11 protein-coding genes are annotated in these 15,242 nt (G+C 71.5%); 6 read left to right on the forward strand and 5 right to left on the reverse strand.

The window, feature by feature from the left end; all coding sequences use genetic code 11:
- Positions 1–80 precede the first annotated feature (80 nt).
- Complete coding sequence (locus FHR36_RS30170) at positions 81–1,064, reverse strand: Fic family protein (RefSeq protein WP_253802317.1); 984 nt, start codon at positions 1,062–1,064, stop codon at positions 81–83.
- A 190-nt stretch (positions 1,065–1,254) separates the two neighbouring features.
- On the opposite strand from FHR36_RS30170, the gene FHR36_RS30175 reads away from it, so the two are divergent.
- On the forward strand, positions 1,255–2,241 hold the full coding sequence (locus FHR36_RS30175) for an ATP-binding protein (RefSeq protein WP_253802319.1): 987 nt from the start codon (positions 1,255–1,257) through the stop codon (positions 2,239–2,241).
- Between the two features lie 394 nt (positions 2,242–2,635).
- Positions 2,636–4,978 carry a SulP family inorganic anion transporter gene (locus tag FHR36_RS30180; protein WP_253802321.1) on the forward strand — a complete coding sequence of 781 codons (2,343 nt, stop codon included), beginning with the start codon at positions 2,636–2,638 and terminating at the stop codon, positions 4,976–4,978.
- A 153-nt stretch (positions 4,979–5,131) separates the two neighbouring features.
- On the opposite strand, the gene FHR36_RS30185 is transcribed toward FHR36_RS30180, so the two are convergent.
- Positions 5,132–5,596, reverse strand: a complete 465-nt coding sequence (locus FHR36_RS30185) for a hypothetical protein (RefSeq protein WP_253802323.1) — start codon at positions 5,594–5,596, stop codon at positions 5,132–5,134.
- Between the two features lie 513 nt (positions 5,597–6,109).
- Between FHR36_RS30185 and acs the strand changes: the two genes are divergently transcribed.
- Positions 6,110–8,065 (forward strand): acetate--CoA ligase, encoded by a 1,956-nt coding sequence (gene acs / locus FHR36_RS30190; RefSeq protein WP_253802325.1) that lies wholly within the window; start codon positions 6,110–6,112, stop codon positions 8,063–8,065.
- Positions 8,066–8,202: 137 nt separating this feature from the next.
- On the opposite strand, the gene FHR36_RS40395 is transcribed toward acs, so the two are convergent.
- Positions 8,203–9,006: a serine hydrolase domain-containing protein gene (locus FHR36_RS40395; RefSeq protein ID WP_407660869.1), complete on the reverse strand. Its 804-nt coding sequence runs from the start codon at positions 9,004–9,006 to the stop codon at positions 8,203–8,205.
- Between the two features lie 448 nt (positions 9,007–9,454).
- On the opposite strand from FHR36_RS40395, the gene nhaA reads away from it, so the two are divergent.
- From nhaA to FHR36_RS30205, 3 genes are all read left to right on the forward strand, one after another.
- Complete coding sequence (gene nhaA / locus FHR36_RS30195; RefSeq protein WP_253802327.1) at positions 9,455–10,747, forward strand: Na+/H+ antiporter NhaA; 1,293 nt, start codon at positions 9,455–9,457, stop codon at positions 10,745–10,747.
- 98 nt (positions 10,748–10,845) lie between these two features.
- Complete coding sequence (locus FHR36_RS30200; RefSeq protein ID WP_253802330.1) at positions 10,846–11,322, forward strand: phage holin family protein; 477 nt, start codon at positions 10,846–10,848, stop codon at positions 11,320–11,322.
- A gap of 291 nt (positions 11,323–11,613) precedes the next feature.
- Positions 11,614–12,585: an alpha/beta fold hydrolase gene (locus tag FHR36_RS30205; RefSeq protein ID WP_253802332.1), complete on the forward strand. Its 972-nt coding sequence runs from the start codon at positions 11,614–11,616 to the stop codon at positions 12,583–12,585.
- Positions 12,586–13,004: 419 nt separating this feature from the next.
- Here FHR36_RS30205 and FHR36_RS30210 read toward each other — a convergent pair whose 3' ends face one another.
- Positions 13,005–13,703, reverse strand: a complete 699-nt coding sequence (locus FHR36_RS30210; protein ID WP_253802334.1) for a metal-dependent hydrolase — start codon at positions 13,701–13,703, stop codon at positions 13,005–13,007.
- A gap of 209 nt (positions 13,704–13,912) precedes the next feature.
- Positions 13,913–15,097, reverse strand: a complete 1,185-nt coding sequence (locus FHR36_RS30215) for a MarP family serine protease (protein WP_253802336.1) — start codon at positions 15,095–15,097, stop codon at positions 13,913–13,915.
- Positions 15,098–15,242: the final 145 nt, after the last annotated feature.

Raw genomic sequence — 15,242 nt, forward strand, 5'->3', positions numbered from 1 at the left:
GCGTCGCCGCAACCGTGTGCCCGGACGCAGGGAATCCGGCGCGAACGCCGGCCCTCGAGTCCCGGACCACCCCGCAGGTCTCAGGCCATACCGCGCTGCATCGCCTCGCAGACCGCGGTGCTCTCGCGGACGCCGAGCCGCAGCGCCGCGCCGCAGTGCGTGATCCAACGCGCCATGCCCTCGGGCGTGCCGCTCAGATATCCGTTCAGTGCCTCCTGGTACGCCGCCGTGCCGAGTTCGGCAAGGCCGACCTCGGCGGGGCAGATCGCCTTCGGATCGAGCCCCTCCGCGATCAGCACGATCCGCTGCGCGGCCCGCGCGACCAAGCCGTTGTGCGCCCCGAACGGACGCAGCGCCATCAGTTCACCGTGCACCACGGCGGCCACCACCAGCGCGGGCGCACCCCCGGTGGGCCGTTCGGCGCGGGCGACCAGCAGGCCGGCGAGCTGGTCCAGCCGGGCCGCGGCCTCCGCCGCGCTCGGCGCGGGCGAGAGGACGGCTCCGGCCGCGAGCGACTGGCCCGCACGGGCGCCGCCGCCCGCCCCGAGCTCGTCCGTCGCATGCCCGTCCGTCGCATGCCGGTCCGTCGCATGCCGGTCCGTCGCATGGCCGTCGGCGTCGATCCCCTCCACCGGCTTCAGCTCGATCGGGAAGAGTTCGGCAGCACCCTCCGAACCCTGCCGCGGCCGGCCTGCGGCCGGATCGGCGTCGCCGACCGCCAGCAGGTGGAGCCGGGCGAGCACCTGGAGCGGCGAGGTCCGCCAGACACTCAGGAGCTGCCCCGCCTCGGCCGAGATCCGGAGCGCGGCCCCGACCGCGCGCGCCTCGGGATCGGCGCCGAAGTCGGTCCGGCGACGGACCTCCTCCAGCGGCCAGTCGGCACCGTCGAGCGCGGCAGAGGCCCGGGCGCCGCGCAGCGCGGACTCCGAGGTCACCTCGCCCGCACGGCGGCGCATCACGCGGTGCCCGTAGAGGCGGTCGACGGCCTTGCGCACCTCGGCGACGGCCTCGGGCACCCCGGGCAGCTCGGCCAGCGGGGCGAGGGGATCAGTTCCAGTGCTCACCTACCCGAGAGTAATGAATCCCCCGGCCAGGCCGATACAGCAACCCCGGCATCACCCGTTAGAGGCAATCCGTCGTTCCCCCATGTGCGACGCGCCAAACCACCGCTAGCATGACCACTATCGGAGACGATAACGATTTCCAAGAGGCCTGTGCGTGGCCCTCGGAGCCCCCAGAGAGCCGGAGACTCAGATGAAGATCGCCTTCGTCGGCAAGGGCGGCAGCGGCAAGACGACCCTGTCCGCGCTGTTCATCCGCCACTTGGCGGCCGCCGGCAGTCCGGTGATCGCCGTCGACGCCGACATCAACCAACATCTGGGCCCGGCTCTCGGCCTGAGCGACGATCAGGCCGAGCGCATGCCCTCGCTCGGCGCGCACCTGCCACTGATCAAGGACTACCTGCGTGGCGGCAACCCGCTCATCCGGTCGGGCGAGGAGATGATCAAGACCACGCCGCCCGGCCGCGGTTCGCGCCTGCTGCGGATCGTCGAGGAGAACCCGGTGTACGCGGCCTGCGCGCGCCCGGTCGCGCTGGACGAGGGCTCGGTGCGACTGCTGGCCACCGGCGCCTTCACCGAGGACGACCTCGGCGTCGCCTGCTACCACTCCAAGGTCGGCGCGGTGGAGCTGCTGCTGAACCACCTGGCCGACGGCCCGGACGAGTACTTCGTCACCGACATGACGGCCGGCTCGGACTCCTTCGCCTCGGGCCTGTTCACCCGCTTCGACCTGACCTTCCTGGTCGCCGAGCCGACCCGCAAGGGCGTCTCGGTCTACCGCCAGTACAAGGAGTACGCCCAGGACTTCGACGTCCGCCTGCGCGTCGTGGGCAACAAGGTGGAGGGGCCGGACGATCTCGCGTTCCTGCGCCGCGAGGTCGGCGACGACCTGCTCACCGCCTTCGGCCACTCCGACTGGGTGCGGCGACTGGAGCGCGGCGAGGAGCCGCCACTGCGCTCCCTGGAGCCGGCCAACCGGGCAGTACTGGACCAGCTCCGCGCGGCCGCCGACGAGGCGTACGGTCTTCGCGACCCGCACCGCTACACCGAGCAGGCCGTCCATTTCCATCTGCGCAACGCCGAGAGCTGGGGGAACTCCAAGGTCGGCATCGACCTCGCGACCCAGGTGGACCCCGAGTTCGTCCTGGGCGCCGAAGGAGCCGAGGCCGCTCGGGTCTGATCGACGGTCGCCACACCTGGGCCGTGAGCAACTCCGGCCGCCCTCGGATCGCAAGGACCGAGGACGCACCGCCACCCGACTGTGGGCCGGCATCCCTGGGGGATGCCGGCCCGCCGCACGTCAGAGCCCTTCGCCGCCGTTTCGAATTCCCCGTTGGTTCGCACTCCACCCGAAGAGGTGAATCACAGGCTCCGCACTTCCGTTCGGAACTCACGCTGTGCAAAGGTTCCATTACTCTCAGTTTACCAACTCTTGATGGTCATGGGCCGCGGCGGTACAGCCGCCCCGCCCAGTGCCATCCCGCCACACCGTCGCGACCCACGACAGCCGATCCGACTCCGAGCACCTCCTCCGGACCTGACTGCGTTCGTTCCCCCGGAAAGACGGGAAGACCATGACCCTCGATCTCTCCAGCGCTCCCACTCCCTCGGACACCACCGACCACGCGCCGCCGCCCGCGCCCCCCGGCCGCATCGGCACCTCGCTGCTGCACGACCTGCCGGCCTCACTGGCGGTGTTCCTCATCGCCGTGCCGTTCGCCCTCGGCATCGCCCTGGCCACCGGGGCACCGCTCACCGCAGGCCTGGTGGCCGCAGCCGTCGGCGGTCTGGTGGCCGGCCTCCTCGGCGGCACACCGCTTCAGGTCAGCGGCCCCTCGGCCGCCCTCACGGTCATCACCGCCGGCGTGATCGCCCAGTTCGGCTGGCAGACCGCCTGCGCCGTCACCGTCGCGGCCGGGCTGCTCCAACTCCTCCTCGGCACCCTCCGGGTCGCCAGGGCCGCCCTCGCCGTCTCGCCCGCGATCATCCACGGCATGCTGGCCGGCGTCGGCCTGACCATCGCGATCGCCCAACTGCACGTGATCCTCGGCGGCTCGCCGCAGAGCTCCGCCCTGGCCGATCTGATCGCTCTCCCCGGCCAGCTGGCCGGACCGCACCCACCCGCACTGATCGTCGGCCTGGTGGCCCTCTCCGTGCTCTACCGGTGGCCGCGACTGCGCAGGCTCCCGGGCCGGGCGGGCCGGATCGGCGCCGCGCTCACCCGGGTCCCCGCGGCCCTGGTCGCGGTCGCCGCCGCCACAGCCCTGTCCCTCGGCGCCGGCTTCCGGATGGCCCGGGTCGAGCTTCCGTCCTGGCAGCACCACGAGACCGCGTCGCTGCCGAACGGCTCGGTGCTCGCCGCGCACTGGCCGACGCTGCTCGGCCTGGTCCTGACCGTCACCGCCGTGGCCGGGGTCGAGTCGCTCCTCTCCTCGGTCGCCATCGACCGGATGACCCACCGCACCGGCGACCTCAACCGCGAACTGCGCGCCCAGGGTGCCGCCAACCTCTGCTCGGGGATGCTCGGCGGGCTTCCCGTCGCGGGTGGAGCGGTGCGCAGCACCGCCAACGTCCAAGCGGGCGCGGCGACCCGGATGTCCGCCGTGCTGCACGGCTGCTGGGTCGTGGTGGCCGCTGTCGCCCTGACCGGCGGGCTACGCCGGATTCCGCTCGCGGCGCTGGCCGCGCTGGTTCTCGTCGTGGGCGTCCAGATGGTCAGCTTCGCCCACATTCGCCGGGTTCACCGACACCGCGAGTTCCCCGTCTACCTCGTCACCGTGCTCGGCGTGGTTCTGCTCGGCGTCCCGCTCGGGGTGGCTCTCGGCGGCACGGTGGCGGTGCTCCTCGCGCTGTACCGGCTGACCCGGGCGCACGTGGACGTACTCGCCGAGGCCGATGGCGCTCACGCCGTACGCACCCACGGCCCGCTCACCTTCGCCGCCGTACCGAAGCTGACCCGGGCCCTGGCAAGGATCCCGGCCGGCGCCCGGGTCACGGTCTGCCACGACGGCTCGTTCCTCGACCACGCGGCGTACGAGGCCCTGCACACCTGGCGGGTGAGCCACCAGGCGTCCGGCGGCCAGGTGTCGATGCTGACGGACCGCCAGGCCGACGAGGCCCTGGATCCCGACGGCACGGTACGCGCGGGCAGTTCGGCCGGTCCGCACCGGTGCCGTGCCTGGACGCCCTGGGTCGGCCACCACTGCATCGAGCAGGGCGACAGCGATCCGCACGGCCGCCTGATGGACGGAGTGCGCGGCTTCCAGTTGCACACCGCGCCGCTCGTCCGGCACGACCTCGCGCGGCTGGCCCGGGACGGCCAAGCGCCCTCGCAGCTCTTCCTGACCTGCGCCGACTCCCGGATGGTGACCAGCATGATCACCAACAGCGGCCCGGGCGACCTGTTCACCGTTCGCAACGTCGGCAACCTGGTGCCCGCACCGCACGAACCCGGCGCGGCCGACGACTCCGTGGCCGCCGCCGTGCAGTACGCGGTGGAGGCCCTGGAGGTCGGCAGCATCACGATCTGCGGGCACTCCGGATGCGGCGCGATGAAAGCCTTGCTCGACGGGGTTCACGAGCAGTCCGGTCCGCCCTCCCCGCTGACCCGCTGGCTGCGCAACGGTCGGGGCTCGCTGGCGCGGCTTCGCCGGGTGCCGGCCGAGTTCGCCGACCGTCCGGTGGCGGACCTCGTGGAGCAGCTCTGCATCACCAACGTCGTCCAACAGCTCGACCAACTGCTGGCCAACCCGGCCGTGGAGCGCCGGGTGGCCGAAGGCGCGCTGCAACTGGTCGGGATGTACTTCGACTTCGCCACCGCCCAGGCGTACGTCCTGGACCGGAGCAGCGGTCGGTTCGCCCCGGTCTCGGCGGAGCTGCCCACCGGCCCGAAGGAGACCCAACAGCTCGCGGCCTGACCCGGGTTGTGCAGAAGCGGTGCCGGGTTGCCCACCCGGCACCAGCCCCCCCCGGAACCGTCCTCCGCCCCAGGCGCCCCGGCAAGCCGCAAGCCCGCAAGGGCTGGCCACGACCGGCCAAGGCGGCACGAACAACTCGTCACCAGCGCTGAGTCAGTGACTCAGCAACTTGGCCAGGTCGGCCGGGGTGACATAGCCGGGCCACCGGCCGTCGTCGAACAGCCGAACTCCGGCGTCCTGGTAGCACTGGTCGACCAGTTGGGAGCAGATCATGTGGCGTGTGTCCGCGACATAGCGACGGAGGACAAAGCCGACGGGCAGATGGAAGCGGGCAGCGGCGAGCGCCGCGTAGTCGGTGAAGCTGTACGGGACACCGATGTAGCGGCGAGCTGCAGCGACGATCTCGTCGCGCTGCCCTGCGGTGAGGGGGTAGTGGCCGGTCGACCAGAGCATCGGCCGGCCGTCATAGACGGAGAGGGGGCGGAGTTCGGCGCCGCCGGGCTGGGCTTCGACCAGCTCACCGTCGCCGAGGTAGACGAAGGCGTGCTCGTAGTCGGCGAACCCATCGCCGTTGAGCCACTGGCCGAAACGGATGAGGCGTCCGACGTGGCCGTCCATGCGGACCACGGCGAAGTCGCCTGCGAGGGGAGGGGATGCGGGAGAAAAGGACGGTCCGGACATGACTCGACCTCCGTTCGCGGAAACGGAAGAGGGCTGATGCGGGGAGGACTGCCGCGAGGGAGGACCGCCGCGGAAGCGAGGACCCGGAACGGGGAGACGGAAACGGGAAAGCCGGAACGGGAAAACCGGAACGCGGAGCCTGAACGGGAGGACGCGGCCGGCCGCGAGTCGGGCAGGCCGGCCTGGCGGCAGGGAGACCTGGCGAGGTACAGGTGCACTGTCAGTGGAGTACTGGTATGTCAGGTCGTCAAGCCTCTGTGCAGCGGCAATGTGGCCGCGATCCCAGTGCTGAAGCTGGTGACGAGCCCGCGAGCAATCAAAGGTCTACACCAATTCGCGGACGCCTCTTGTCAACACACCTGTTTGCCTGGTGAGCTGTGCGCTGGGACACACGGGACAATCCCTTCGCACGGGGAGTCCCCGCAGATGAGATTCGATGAGGAGTGCGCGTTGAGCAACGAGAGCCTGGCGAACCTGCTGAAGGAGGAGCGGCGCTTCGCCCCGCCGGCTGACCTCGCCGGCGCGGCCAACGTCACCGCGGCCGCCTACGCGCAGGCCTCCGAGGACCGGCTCGGTTTCTGGGCCGAGCAGGCCCGCCGCCTCACCTGGGCGGTCGAGCCCACCGAGACCCTGGACTGGTCGAACCCGCCCTTCGCGAAGTGGTTCGCCGACGGCAAGCTCAACGTGGCGTACAACTGCGTCGACCGGCACGTCGAGGCGGGCAACGGCGACCGGGTCGCCATCCACTTCGAGGGCGAGCCCGGCGACAGCCGCGCGATCACCTACGCGCAGCTGAAGGACGAGGTCTCACAGGCCGCCAACGCCCTGCTGGAGCTGGGCGTGGCCAAGGGCGACCGGGTCGCCGTCTACATGCCGATGATCCCCGAGGCGGTCGTGGCGATGCTCGCCTGCGCCCGCATCGGCGCCGCCCACTCCGTGGTCTTCGGCGGCTTCTCCGCCGACGCCCTGGCCTCCCGGATCGAGGACGCCGACGCCAAGCTGGTGATCACCGCCGACGGCGGCTACCGCCGCGGCAAGCCGTCCGCGCTCAAGCCCGCCGTCGACGAGGCGCTCACCCGCGTCGACCGGGTGGAGAAGGTCCTGGTCGTCCGCCGCACCGGCCAGGAGGTCGAGTGGACCGAGGGCCGCGACGTCTGGTGGCACGAGGCGGTCGAGCGCCAGTCCACCGAGCACACCCCCGAGGCGCACGACGCCGAGCAGCCGCTGTTCATCCTCTACACCAGCGGCACCACGGGTAAGCCCAAGGGCATCCTGCACACCTCGGGCGGCTACCTCACCCAGGCGAGCTTCACCCACAACGCCGTCTTCGACCTCAAGCCGGAGACCGACGTCTACTGGTGCACCGCCGACATCGGCTGGGTCACCGGTCACTCGTACATCGTCTACGGCCCGCTCTCCAACGGCGCCACCCAGGTCCTGTACGAGGGCACCCCGGACACGCCGCACCAGGGCCGGTTCTGGGAGGTCGTCCAGAAGTACGGCGTCACCATCCTCTACACCGCGCCCACCGCGATCCGCACCTTCATGAAGTGGGGCGACGACATCCCGGCGAAGTTCGACCTGTCCAGCCTCCGGGTGCTGGGCTCGGTCGGCGAGCCGATCAACCCCGAGGCGTGGATCTGGTACCGCGAGCACATCGGCGGCGGCCGCTGCCCGATCGTGGACACCTGGTGGCAGACCGAGACCGGCGCGATCATGATCAGCCCGCTGCCGGGCGTCACCGAGACCAAGCCGGGCTCGGCCCAGCGCGCGCTGCCCGGCATCGCCGCCACGGTCGTGGACGACGAGGCCCGCGAGGTGCCGAACGGCTCCGGCGGCTACCTGGTCCTCACCGAGCCGTGGCCGTCCATGCTTCGCACCATCTGGGGTGACGACCAGCGCTACATCGACACCTACTGGTCGCGCTTCGAGGGCCGCTACTTCGCCGGCGATGGCGCCAAGAAGGACGACGACGGCGACATCTGGCTGCTCGGCCGGGTCGACGACGTCATGCTCGTCTCGGGCCACAACATCTCGACGACCGAGGTGGAGTCGGCGCTGGTCGGCCACCCGGCCGTCGCGGAGTCCGCGGTCGTCGGCGCCACCGACGCCACCACCGGCCAGGCCATCGTCGCCTTCGTGATCCTGCGCGGCACCGCGACCGCCAGCGAGGAGCTGATCGCCGAGCTGCGCAACCACGTCGGCAAGACGCTCGGTCCGATCGCCAAGCCGAAGCAGATCAAGGTGGTCGCCGAGCTGCCGAAGACCCGTTCCGGCAAGATCATGCGCCGCCTGCTGCGCGACATCGCCGAGGGCCGCGAGGTGGGCGACACCACCACGCTGGCCGACTCCTCGGTGATGAACCTGATCCAGGCCCAGCTGCCGTCGGGCACCGACGAGAGCTGATCCGCAACCGGCAGACGGTTCTTCCGGACACACCGGCCACATCAGGCACACCGGCCACGCCGGCAGGGCCCGCTTCGCGCGCATCGCACGCGGAGCGGGCCCTCGGCGTTCAGCCGGACATCCTCTGCTCCCCCACCTCACCCAGCTCCCGCAGCGTCTCGTACGCGGTCTGGACGAAGCGCCGCCGGACCGACGGGCCGATGGCGCCAGCGCAACCAGCCCCACCTGCGCGGCACGGTTGAACCCGGCGAAAGCGGTGAAGCCGCCCATAGAGCCGGGCAGGGCCGGAATCTTGAACGAGGGCACCCGGCGTCCCCGCCGGTAGCGGTTGGCCGATTCGCGGCTGAAGCCGCACAAGGTGTCGACCAGACCGAACGGTTCACAGACCCGGGCGGCCAGTAGGTCCCCGTAGCCGGCCGCCCGCGCTCTCCAGCACCAGGGCCGAGGAGTCCGGCGCCGAGGCCGGAGTAGCGAACCTGCGTGTCGGCGGTGCCGCGAACCGGGGTGCGGAGACAGGGCGCACAGCAGGTGGGCGGCACTGAGGGTGTCGTACGGGCTGGTGAACCAGTGCGGTACGGCGGCGGGGGCAGGCCTGAGGTGTGGGTGGCGAGGTGGAGGAGGGTGATCGGCCGTTCGTGGCGATAGCCGGGGACGGCTCCCGTGGGCAGGTAGTCGTCGATCGGGTCGTCGTAGCGGACGTCGCCGCGCACGACCGTCTCGGCGAGCAGCAGTGCGGTGAAGGTCTTGGCGGCCGAGCCGAGCTCGAAGCGGGTGTCGGCTCGGATGGTGCGGAGGCCGTCCCGGTCGGCGTAGCCGCAGCAGGCGACGACGCGTTCCCCGCCGGCGATCACGGCGAGGGCGAAGCCCGGGGCGGGTGCGGGGCTGGCGAAGATCGGGCACAGGCGGCGAGCCAGTTCGGAACGGGGAGCCAGGTTCCCCATGTCCGGTCAACCGGCCGCGTCCATACGGATGGGAGTCCTTTCCGCTCGGGTCGAGCATGTTCAAGAATGTTCAAGCACGTTCGAGTGCGATCAGACAGGGATGACTGGAGCGGGATGGCCGAGCAGGCGTGACCGAGCATGGTCGAGCAGCCCATTGAAGAGCGGAAGCTGCGGTTGACGACAGGAACCGCAAGGGCCATCCGCATCCGCTCGAACCAGTCCGAGTCAGGACCGGGCTCCGGAGCCTGCCCGGGTCCAGCCAGGATCGGTCAAGGTCGACCCGTTCCGGCCCGGGTAGGATGTCAACAACGCAACAAGATCCCTCATTGGGATGAAGCAAACGATCTCTTCAGGCGCGCCGGGAAGTCTGGTCGGCACCGCACCACACGTGCATCACCGCACGGTGGGTGCGACCGTTGACCGAAACCCACCTCCAGGAGGTCTCCGCGTGGCCACGCCGCCGACCGAGCGCCGCCGCCAGTTCCTCGGACTGCTCCCGCTGCCGGAGCGGCGCTTCATCACCGAAGCGCTGCGCACCGAGACCGTCGGCGGTGTGTTGCTGCTGCTCGCCGCCGTGGTGGCACTGATCTGGGCGAACGTCTGGCCGCACGCGTACGAGACGGTCAGCGCGTACACCATCGGCCCGTCCTCGCCGCTGCACCTGGACCTGAGCCTGGAGGCGTGGGCCAACGACGGGCTGTTGACGATCTTCTTCTTCGTGGCCGGGATCGAGCTCAAGCGCGAGTTCGTGGCCGGCGAGCTGCGCACCCCGAGGGCGGCGCTGCTGCCGGTGGCGGCGGCGGCCTGCGGGGTGGCGATGCCCGCGATCGTGTACGCGGTCACCAACTCCGGTGCCGGCGGCCATCCGGGCGGCTGGGCGATCCCGACCGCAACCGACATCGCCTTCGCGCTCGGCGTGCTGGCCGTGGTGGGCAGTCATCTGCCGTCCCCCCTGCGCGCGTTCCTGCTCACCCTCGCCGTGGTGGACGACCTGATCGCGATCCTGATCATCGCGATCTTCTACAGCTCGGGCATCAAGTTCTGGGCGCTGGGAGGGGCGCTGGCCGGGCTGGTGCTGTTCTGGTTCCTGCACCGCCGCGGCGTCCACGGCTGGTACCTGTTCGTGCCGCTGGCGTTCGTGATCTGGGCGCTGATGCACGAGAGCGGGGTGCACGCCACCGTCGCCGGTGTGGCCATGGGTCTGATGCTGCGCTGCCACACCGAGGGCGAGGAGGAGCAGTCCCCGGGCGAGCACATCGAGCACCTGGTGCGGCCGCTGTCGGCCGGGTTCGCCGTGCCGGTCTTCGCGCTGTTCGCGGCCGGGGTGACGATCTCCGGTCCGGCGCTGCGTGAGGTGTTCACCCAGGCCACGCCGCTCGGGATCGTCCTCGGCCTGCTGGTCGGCAAGACGGTCGGGGTCTTCTGCGGCACCTGGCTGACCGCCCGGTTCACCCGGGCCGAGCTGAATCCACAGTTGCGGTGGGCCGACCTGTTCGCGGTCTCCACCCTCGCCGGTATCGGCTTCACCGTCTCCCTGCTGATCAGCGAGCTCGCCTTCCCCGAGAGCGAGGCGCTGGCCGACAAGGCCAAGGCCGCGGTCCTGGTCGGCTCGGTGCTCTGCGCCCTGGTCGCCACCGTGCTGCTGAAGCTGCGCAACCGCCACTACCGGCAGCTCTGCGAGGACGAGGACCGGGATTCGGACGGCGACGGGATCCCCGACGTGTACCAACAGATCAGGTGACACGCCGTCCCGAGGCGGCCCCGGAGTGGTGTCTGACTGACCGGTAGGGGCATGATGCTGAGCTGTCGACGCATGTGAATTCTGATTGGAGACCGCCGATGGCCGCAGGAGCCGCAGACCCGTCCGGTAACCAGCGCACCCCACTCGAGGGTGAGCGCTCGTTCGGTCAGCTCTTCGCCGCGGTGACGGCGGACCTGTCGGCGCTGGTCCACGACGAGATCGCGCTCGCCAAGGCGGAGATCCGGACCGAGGTGAAGCGCGGTGTCGGCGCCGGTGTCTCGGTCACCGTCGCCGGCGTGGTGGCGCTGGCCGCCATCCCGATGCTGAGCTTCGCGGCGGCGTACGGGCTGCGCGCGCTGGGCCTGACCCTGGGCTGGTCCTTCCTGATCGTCGGCGGCGTGTACCTGCTGGTGGCGATCACGCTGGGCCTGCTCGCGCTGCGCTCGGTGAAGAAGATCCAGAAGCCGGAGCGGGCCATCGCGGGTGCCCAGGCGACCGCGGACGTGCTGAAGAACGCCCGTCCCCGCCCGGCCACCAAGGAGGAGATCGACCGCGCGCTGGGCCGCATCCCGTAGCCGGGCCGGGACGGGGACGGGCAGGCCGCCCACCACACGGTAGGCGGCCTCCGGTCGAGCGCAGGGGCGCGTAACGGCGGGCGCGATCCGGTAAGTGCCGGGGGCGCGTACTGCCGGTGCTGGGGCGCGTTCCACCGGGGCCAAGGCCGTGTCCCGCGGGTGCCGTGGCCGTGTTCCCGTCCCCGGTATGACAGGCTGCGGGGTATGTCGTTGGACCAGAAGCCCGTGGAGGGCGCGCCCGTTGAGCGGCCGGCACAAGAGCCCGTGGAGTCGCCCAAGGGACCCGAGAAGGTGCCCACGCCAACGCCCGCGCCAACGCCCGCGCCCGCACCGGTACCCGCGCCCGCGCCCGCGCCCGCGCCCGCGTGGAGCGTCCGCTCCGTCGGACCGTGGACCCACCGCGACCTGGCGGCCAACGGCGCGCGCTTCCACATCGCCGAGGCCGGTGACGGTCCGCTGGTGCTGCTGGTGCACGGCTGGCCGCAGTACTGGTGGGCGTGGCGCCACCAGCTCACCGCGCTCGCCGCGGCGGGCTACCGGGCGGTGGCGGTCGACCTGCGCGGCATGGGCGGCAGCGACCGCACGCCGCGCGGCTACGACCCGGGCAACCTGGCGCTGGACATCACCGGCGTGATCCGCTCGCTCGGCGAACGGCGCGCGCACCTGGTCGGCCACGCCACCGGCGGCACGCTCGGCTGGGTCGCCGCCGTGATGCGGCCCTCGGTGATCCAGAGCCTGACCGTGGTGTCCGCCGCGCACCCGCGCCACCTGCGCCGGGCGCTGCTCACCGACCGCCGGCAGATGGCGGCGTTCGAGCACGTGCTGGGCTTCCAGCGGCCGTGGATCCCCGAGCGCCGGCTGGTCGCCGACGACGCCGCCCTGGTCGGCGAATACCTGAACGCCTGGACCGGGCCGAACACGCTGGAGCCGGAGGCGATCCACGCCTACCGGCAGGCGATCCAGGTGCCGAGCACCGCGCACTGCTCGATCGAGCCGTACCGCTGGCTGCTGCGCTCGATGGCCCGTCCGGACGGCATCCAGTTCGCCCGCCGGATGAAGCGGCCGATCACCGCGCCGACCCTGCACGTCCACGGCGCCGCCGACCCGGTACTGCTCGCGCAGACGGCGCTGGGCGCGGGCGAGTACGTGGAGGCGCCGTACCGGTGGCGGCTGCTGCCCGGGGTGGGGCACTTCCCCCACGAGGAGACGCCGGATCAGTTCACGGAGGAACTGCTCAACTGGATCGGCCAGCACAAGGACTGACGGACCGTCGGGTCGATGCTCCGCACACCGCCTGACGTAAATATGACAATCGCATAGACCAGTCGCATCCCTCGGAGGCGGTTACTCCGCACAGCCCACGGGAATCCCTCCCATATGACCTGGATGCCCGAAAGCGATGGAACCCCGCGCCGACGTCGCCGCAGCGGTTCGCAGAGCGTCAACCGCCAGCCCGAATGGCCCTACCAGCCGTACGAGCCGGCCGGACGGTCGCGACGCGGGGGCAGCACACGGCTGGGCATCCCGCGGATCCTCGGCCGCCGGGCCCGCTGGGTGGGCGCACGACTGAGGCGCGAGGCCTGAAGCCCCGCGCCCCGTGGTGAGCACTCCGAACGCTTACCGTCCGAACGCCTGCCGCCCGAACGCCCCGAGCCTGTACGGCTGCCGTCGTACGGCTGCCGTCAGGTCAGCACGGTCGGCGAGACCGCGGTGAACCAGAGCAGCACGAAGGTCGCGATCGTCATCACCGGGACGAGGATCTTGGTCTCGATGTCGTTCCCGGTGCGCTTGATCAGCACGATCTCGTAGCGCTCCTTGTGCGGCCACAGCAGCGGCGCGCCCTGCTTGGTGAGGCAGTCGCCGAGCAGGTGCGCCAGCGTGCCGAGGGCCACCGCGTACGGCAGCCAGCCCGGGGCGCTGGGCATCCAGTTGTTCATGCCCGCGGTGCCGAGCGCCGCCATGCCCATCACGGTGACCCAGGCGGTCGGCCCGTCCCCCGGCGGGTGCAGGCGCAGCGCCCGGATCGCCATGGCGAGCAGGAAGAACGTCAGGCCGAGGGTGAAGTTGCGCCCCAGGAAGGTGATCCCGGCCCAGCTGCCGAGGCCCATCAGGGCCACGAACAGCAGCGAGTGGGTCGCCTTGCGGTGGCCGCCGGAGACCCACGCCACGAACTGGCAGATCACCTTGGAGACCGGGCCGAGGAAGTTGGCAATGGTGCCGTCGTGGTGGTCGAGGTCCGGCAGCAGGGCCGCTCCGGCGCACAGCACCGTGCCCATCAGGATGTCGGCCGGCTGCAGGTGGATGCCCAGCAGCGGGGGCAGGAACGGTGCGGACGCCGCGAACAGCATCGCGCCGCTGACCGCGTGCGAGTGACCCATCATGTCGCTTCTCTGACCTCCCGTCGGGCTCCTCCCGGCCGCGGCCCTGGTGGGCCGAACGGGTGAGCGCGGCCGACGTTATCAGGAGCGACGGACAGCGCGGCGGACAGCGCGTCAGAGGCGATCGGCGGGGCGCCCGAGGCACGCAGGCGCACAGGCCGCGGAGGCGCAGCGATCGGCCCCGCGAAGCCACAGCGATCGGCCCCGGGCCGTCAGAGCGCGCAGCCCTCGGTGTCCACCCGGCCGGTCGCCGTGGCGCCCTGGGTGACGTCGTCCCGGACCTCGGCGGAGGTGAGCACGTACCCGGTGTCGGGGCTGTCCAGCGACTTGGCGAAGACCACGCCGTAGACCTGGCCCTCGGGGGTGAGCAGCGGGCCGCCACTGTTGCCCTGGCGGACCAGCGAGCGCACCGAGTAGACGTCGCGGACCACCTGGCCGCGGTGGTAGATGTCGGGACCGTTGGCCTGGATCCGGCCGCGGATGCGGGCGGGCTGGACGTTGAAGGCGCCGTTCTCCGGGAAGCCGGCGACGATCGCGCTGTCGTTGGTGCGGGCCTCGCCGGCGAAGTTCAGCGGCGGCGCGTTGAGCTTGGGCACGTCCAGGACGGCGATGTCGCGCTGCCAGTCGTAGCGGACCACGGTGGCGTCGTAGAGCTGTCCGGCGCCGGCGATCTGCACGGTCGGCTCGTCCACGCCGCCGACCACGTGGGCGTTGGTCATCACCCGGTGCGGGGCGAAGACGAAGCCGCTGCCCTCCAGCGTCTTGCCGCAGGCGGTGGCGGTGCCGACCACCTTCACCAGGCTCTGCTTGGCCTTCTGGACGGCCGGGCTGTTGGCCAGGGCCGGGTCCGGGGCCTCGACCTCGGTGATCCGCTCCGCCTCGAAGGGGTTGAACACCTGCGGGAAGCCGTTGCGGGCCAGTTCCTTGGAGAAGTCGGAGAACCAGTTCGGCGCGTCCGAGGGCAGCGTGTCCTGGACGGCTCCGAGCACCTTGGAGGTGCGGACCTGCTTGGAGACGGTCGGCAGCGAGGTGCCGGCCAGCGCCGCCCCGATCAGCCACGCCACCAGCAGCATCGAGACCACGTTGACCAGCGAGCCGCCGATCGCGTCCAGGGTCTTCACCCGGCCCTGGCCGATCCGGCCGCGCAGCTTCCAGCCGAAATGCGTGGTGACCGCCTGGCCGACCGCAGCCAGCACGATCACCACCACCACGGCGACCACCGAGGCGGTGGTCCCCGGGCCGATGTGGCGCAGCAGCAGTGGCAGCAGTTGCACCGCGATCAGGCCACCGCCGAGGAAGCCGATCACGGACAGCACGCCGACCACGAATCCCTGCCGGTAGCCGGAGACGGCGAAGCCCAGCGCGGCGGCGATCAGCAGCAGATCCAGGACGTTCACCCGGATACCCTCCCACGTCCCGCCGGTCGGGGGACACAGCCCGACGCCGGTCGCCCGCTCGGGCCACCCCGGCGCGCGGACCCGCGGCGGACTTGCGACGGTCTGAGCAGTCGGGGCATCCGTGCGGGACCGAAGTGGCAGGAGC

It is taken from the genome of Kitasatospora cinereorecta, assembly GCF_024172095.1.
Lineage (GTDB): Bacteria > Actinomycetota > Actinomycetes > Streptomycetales > Streptomycetaceae > Kitasatospora > Kitasatospora cinereorecta.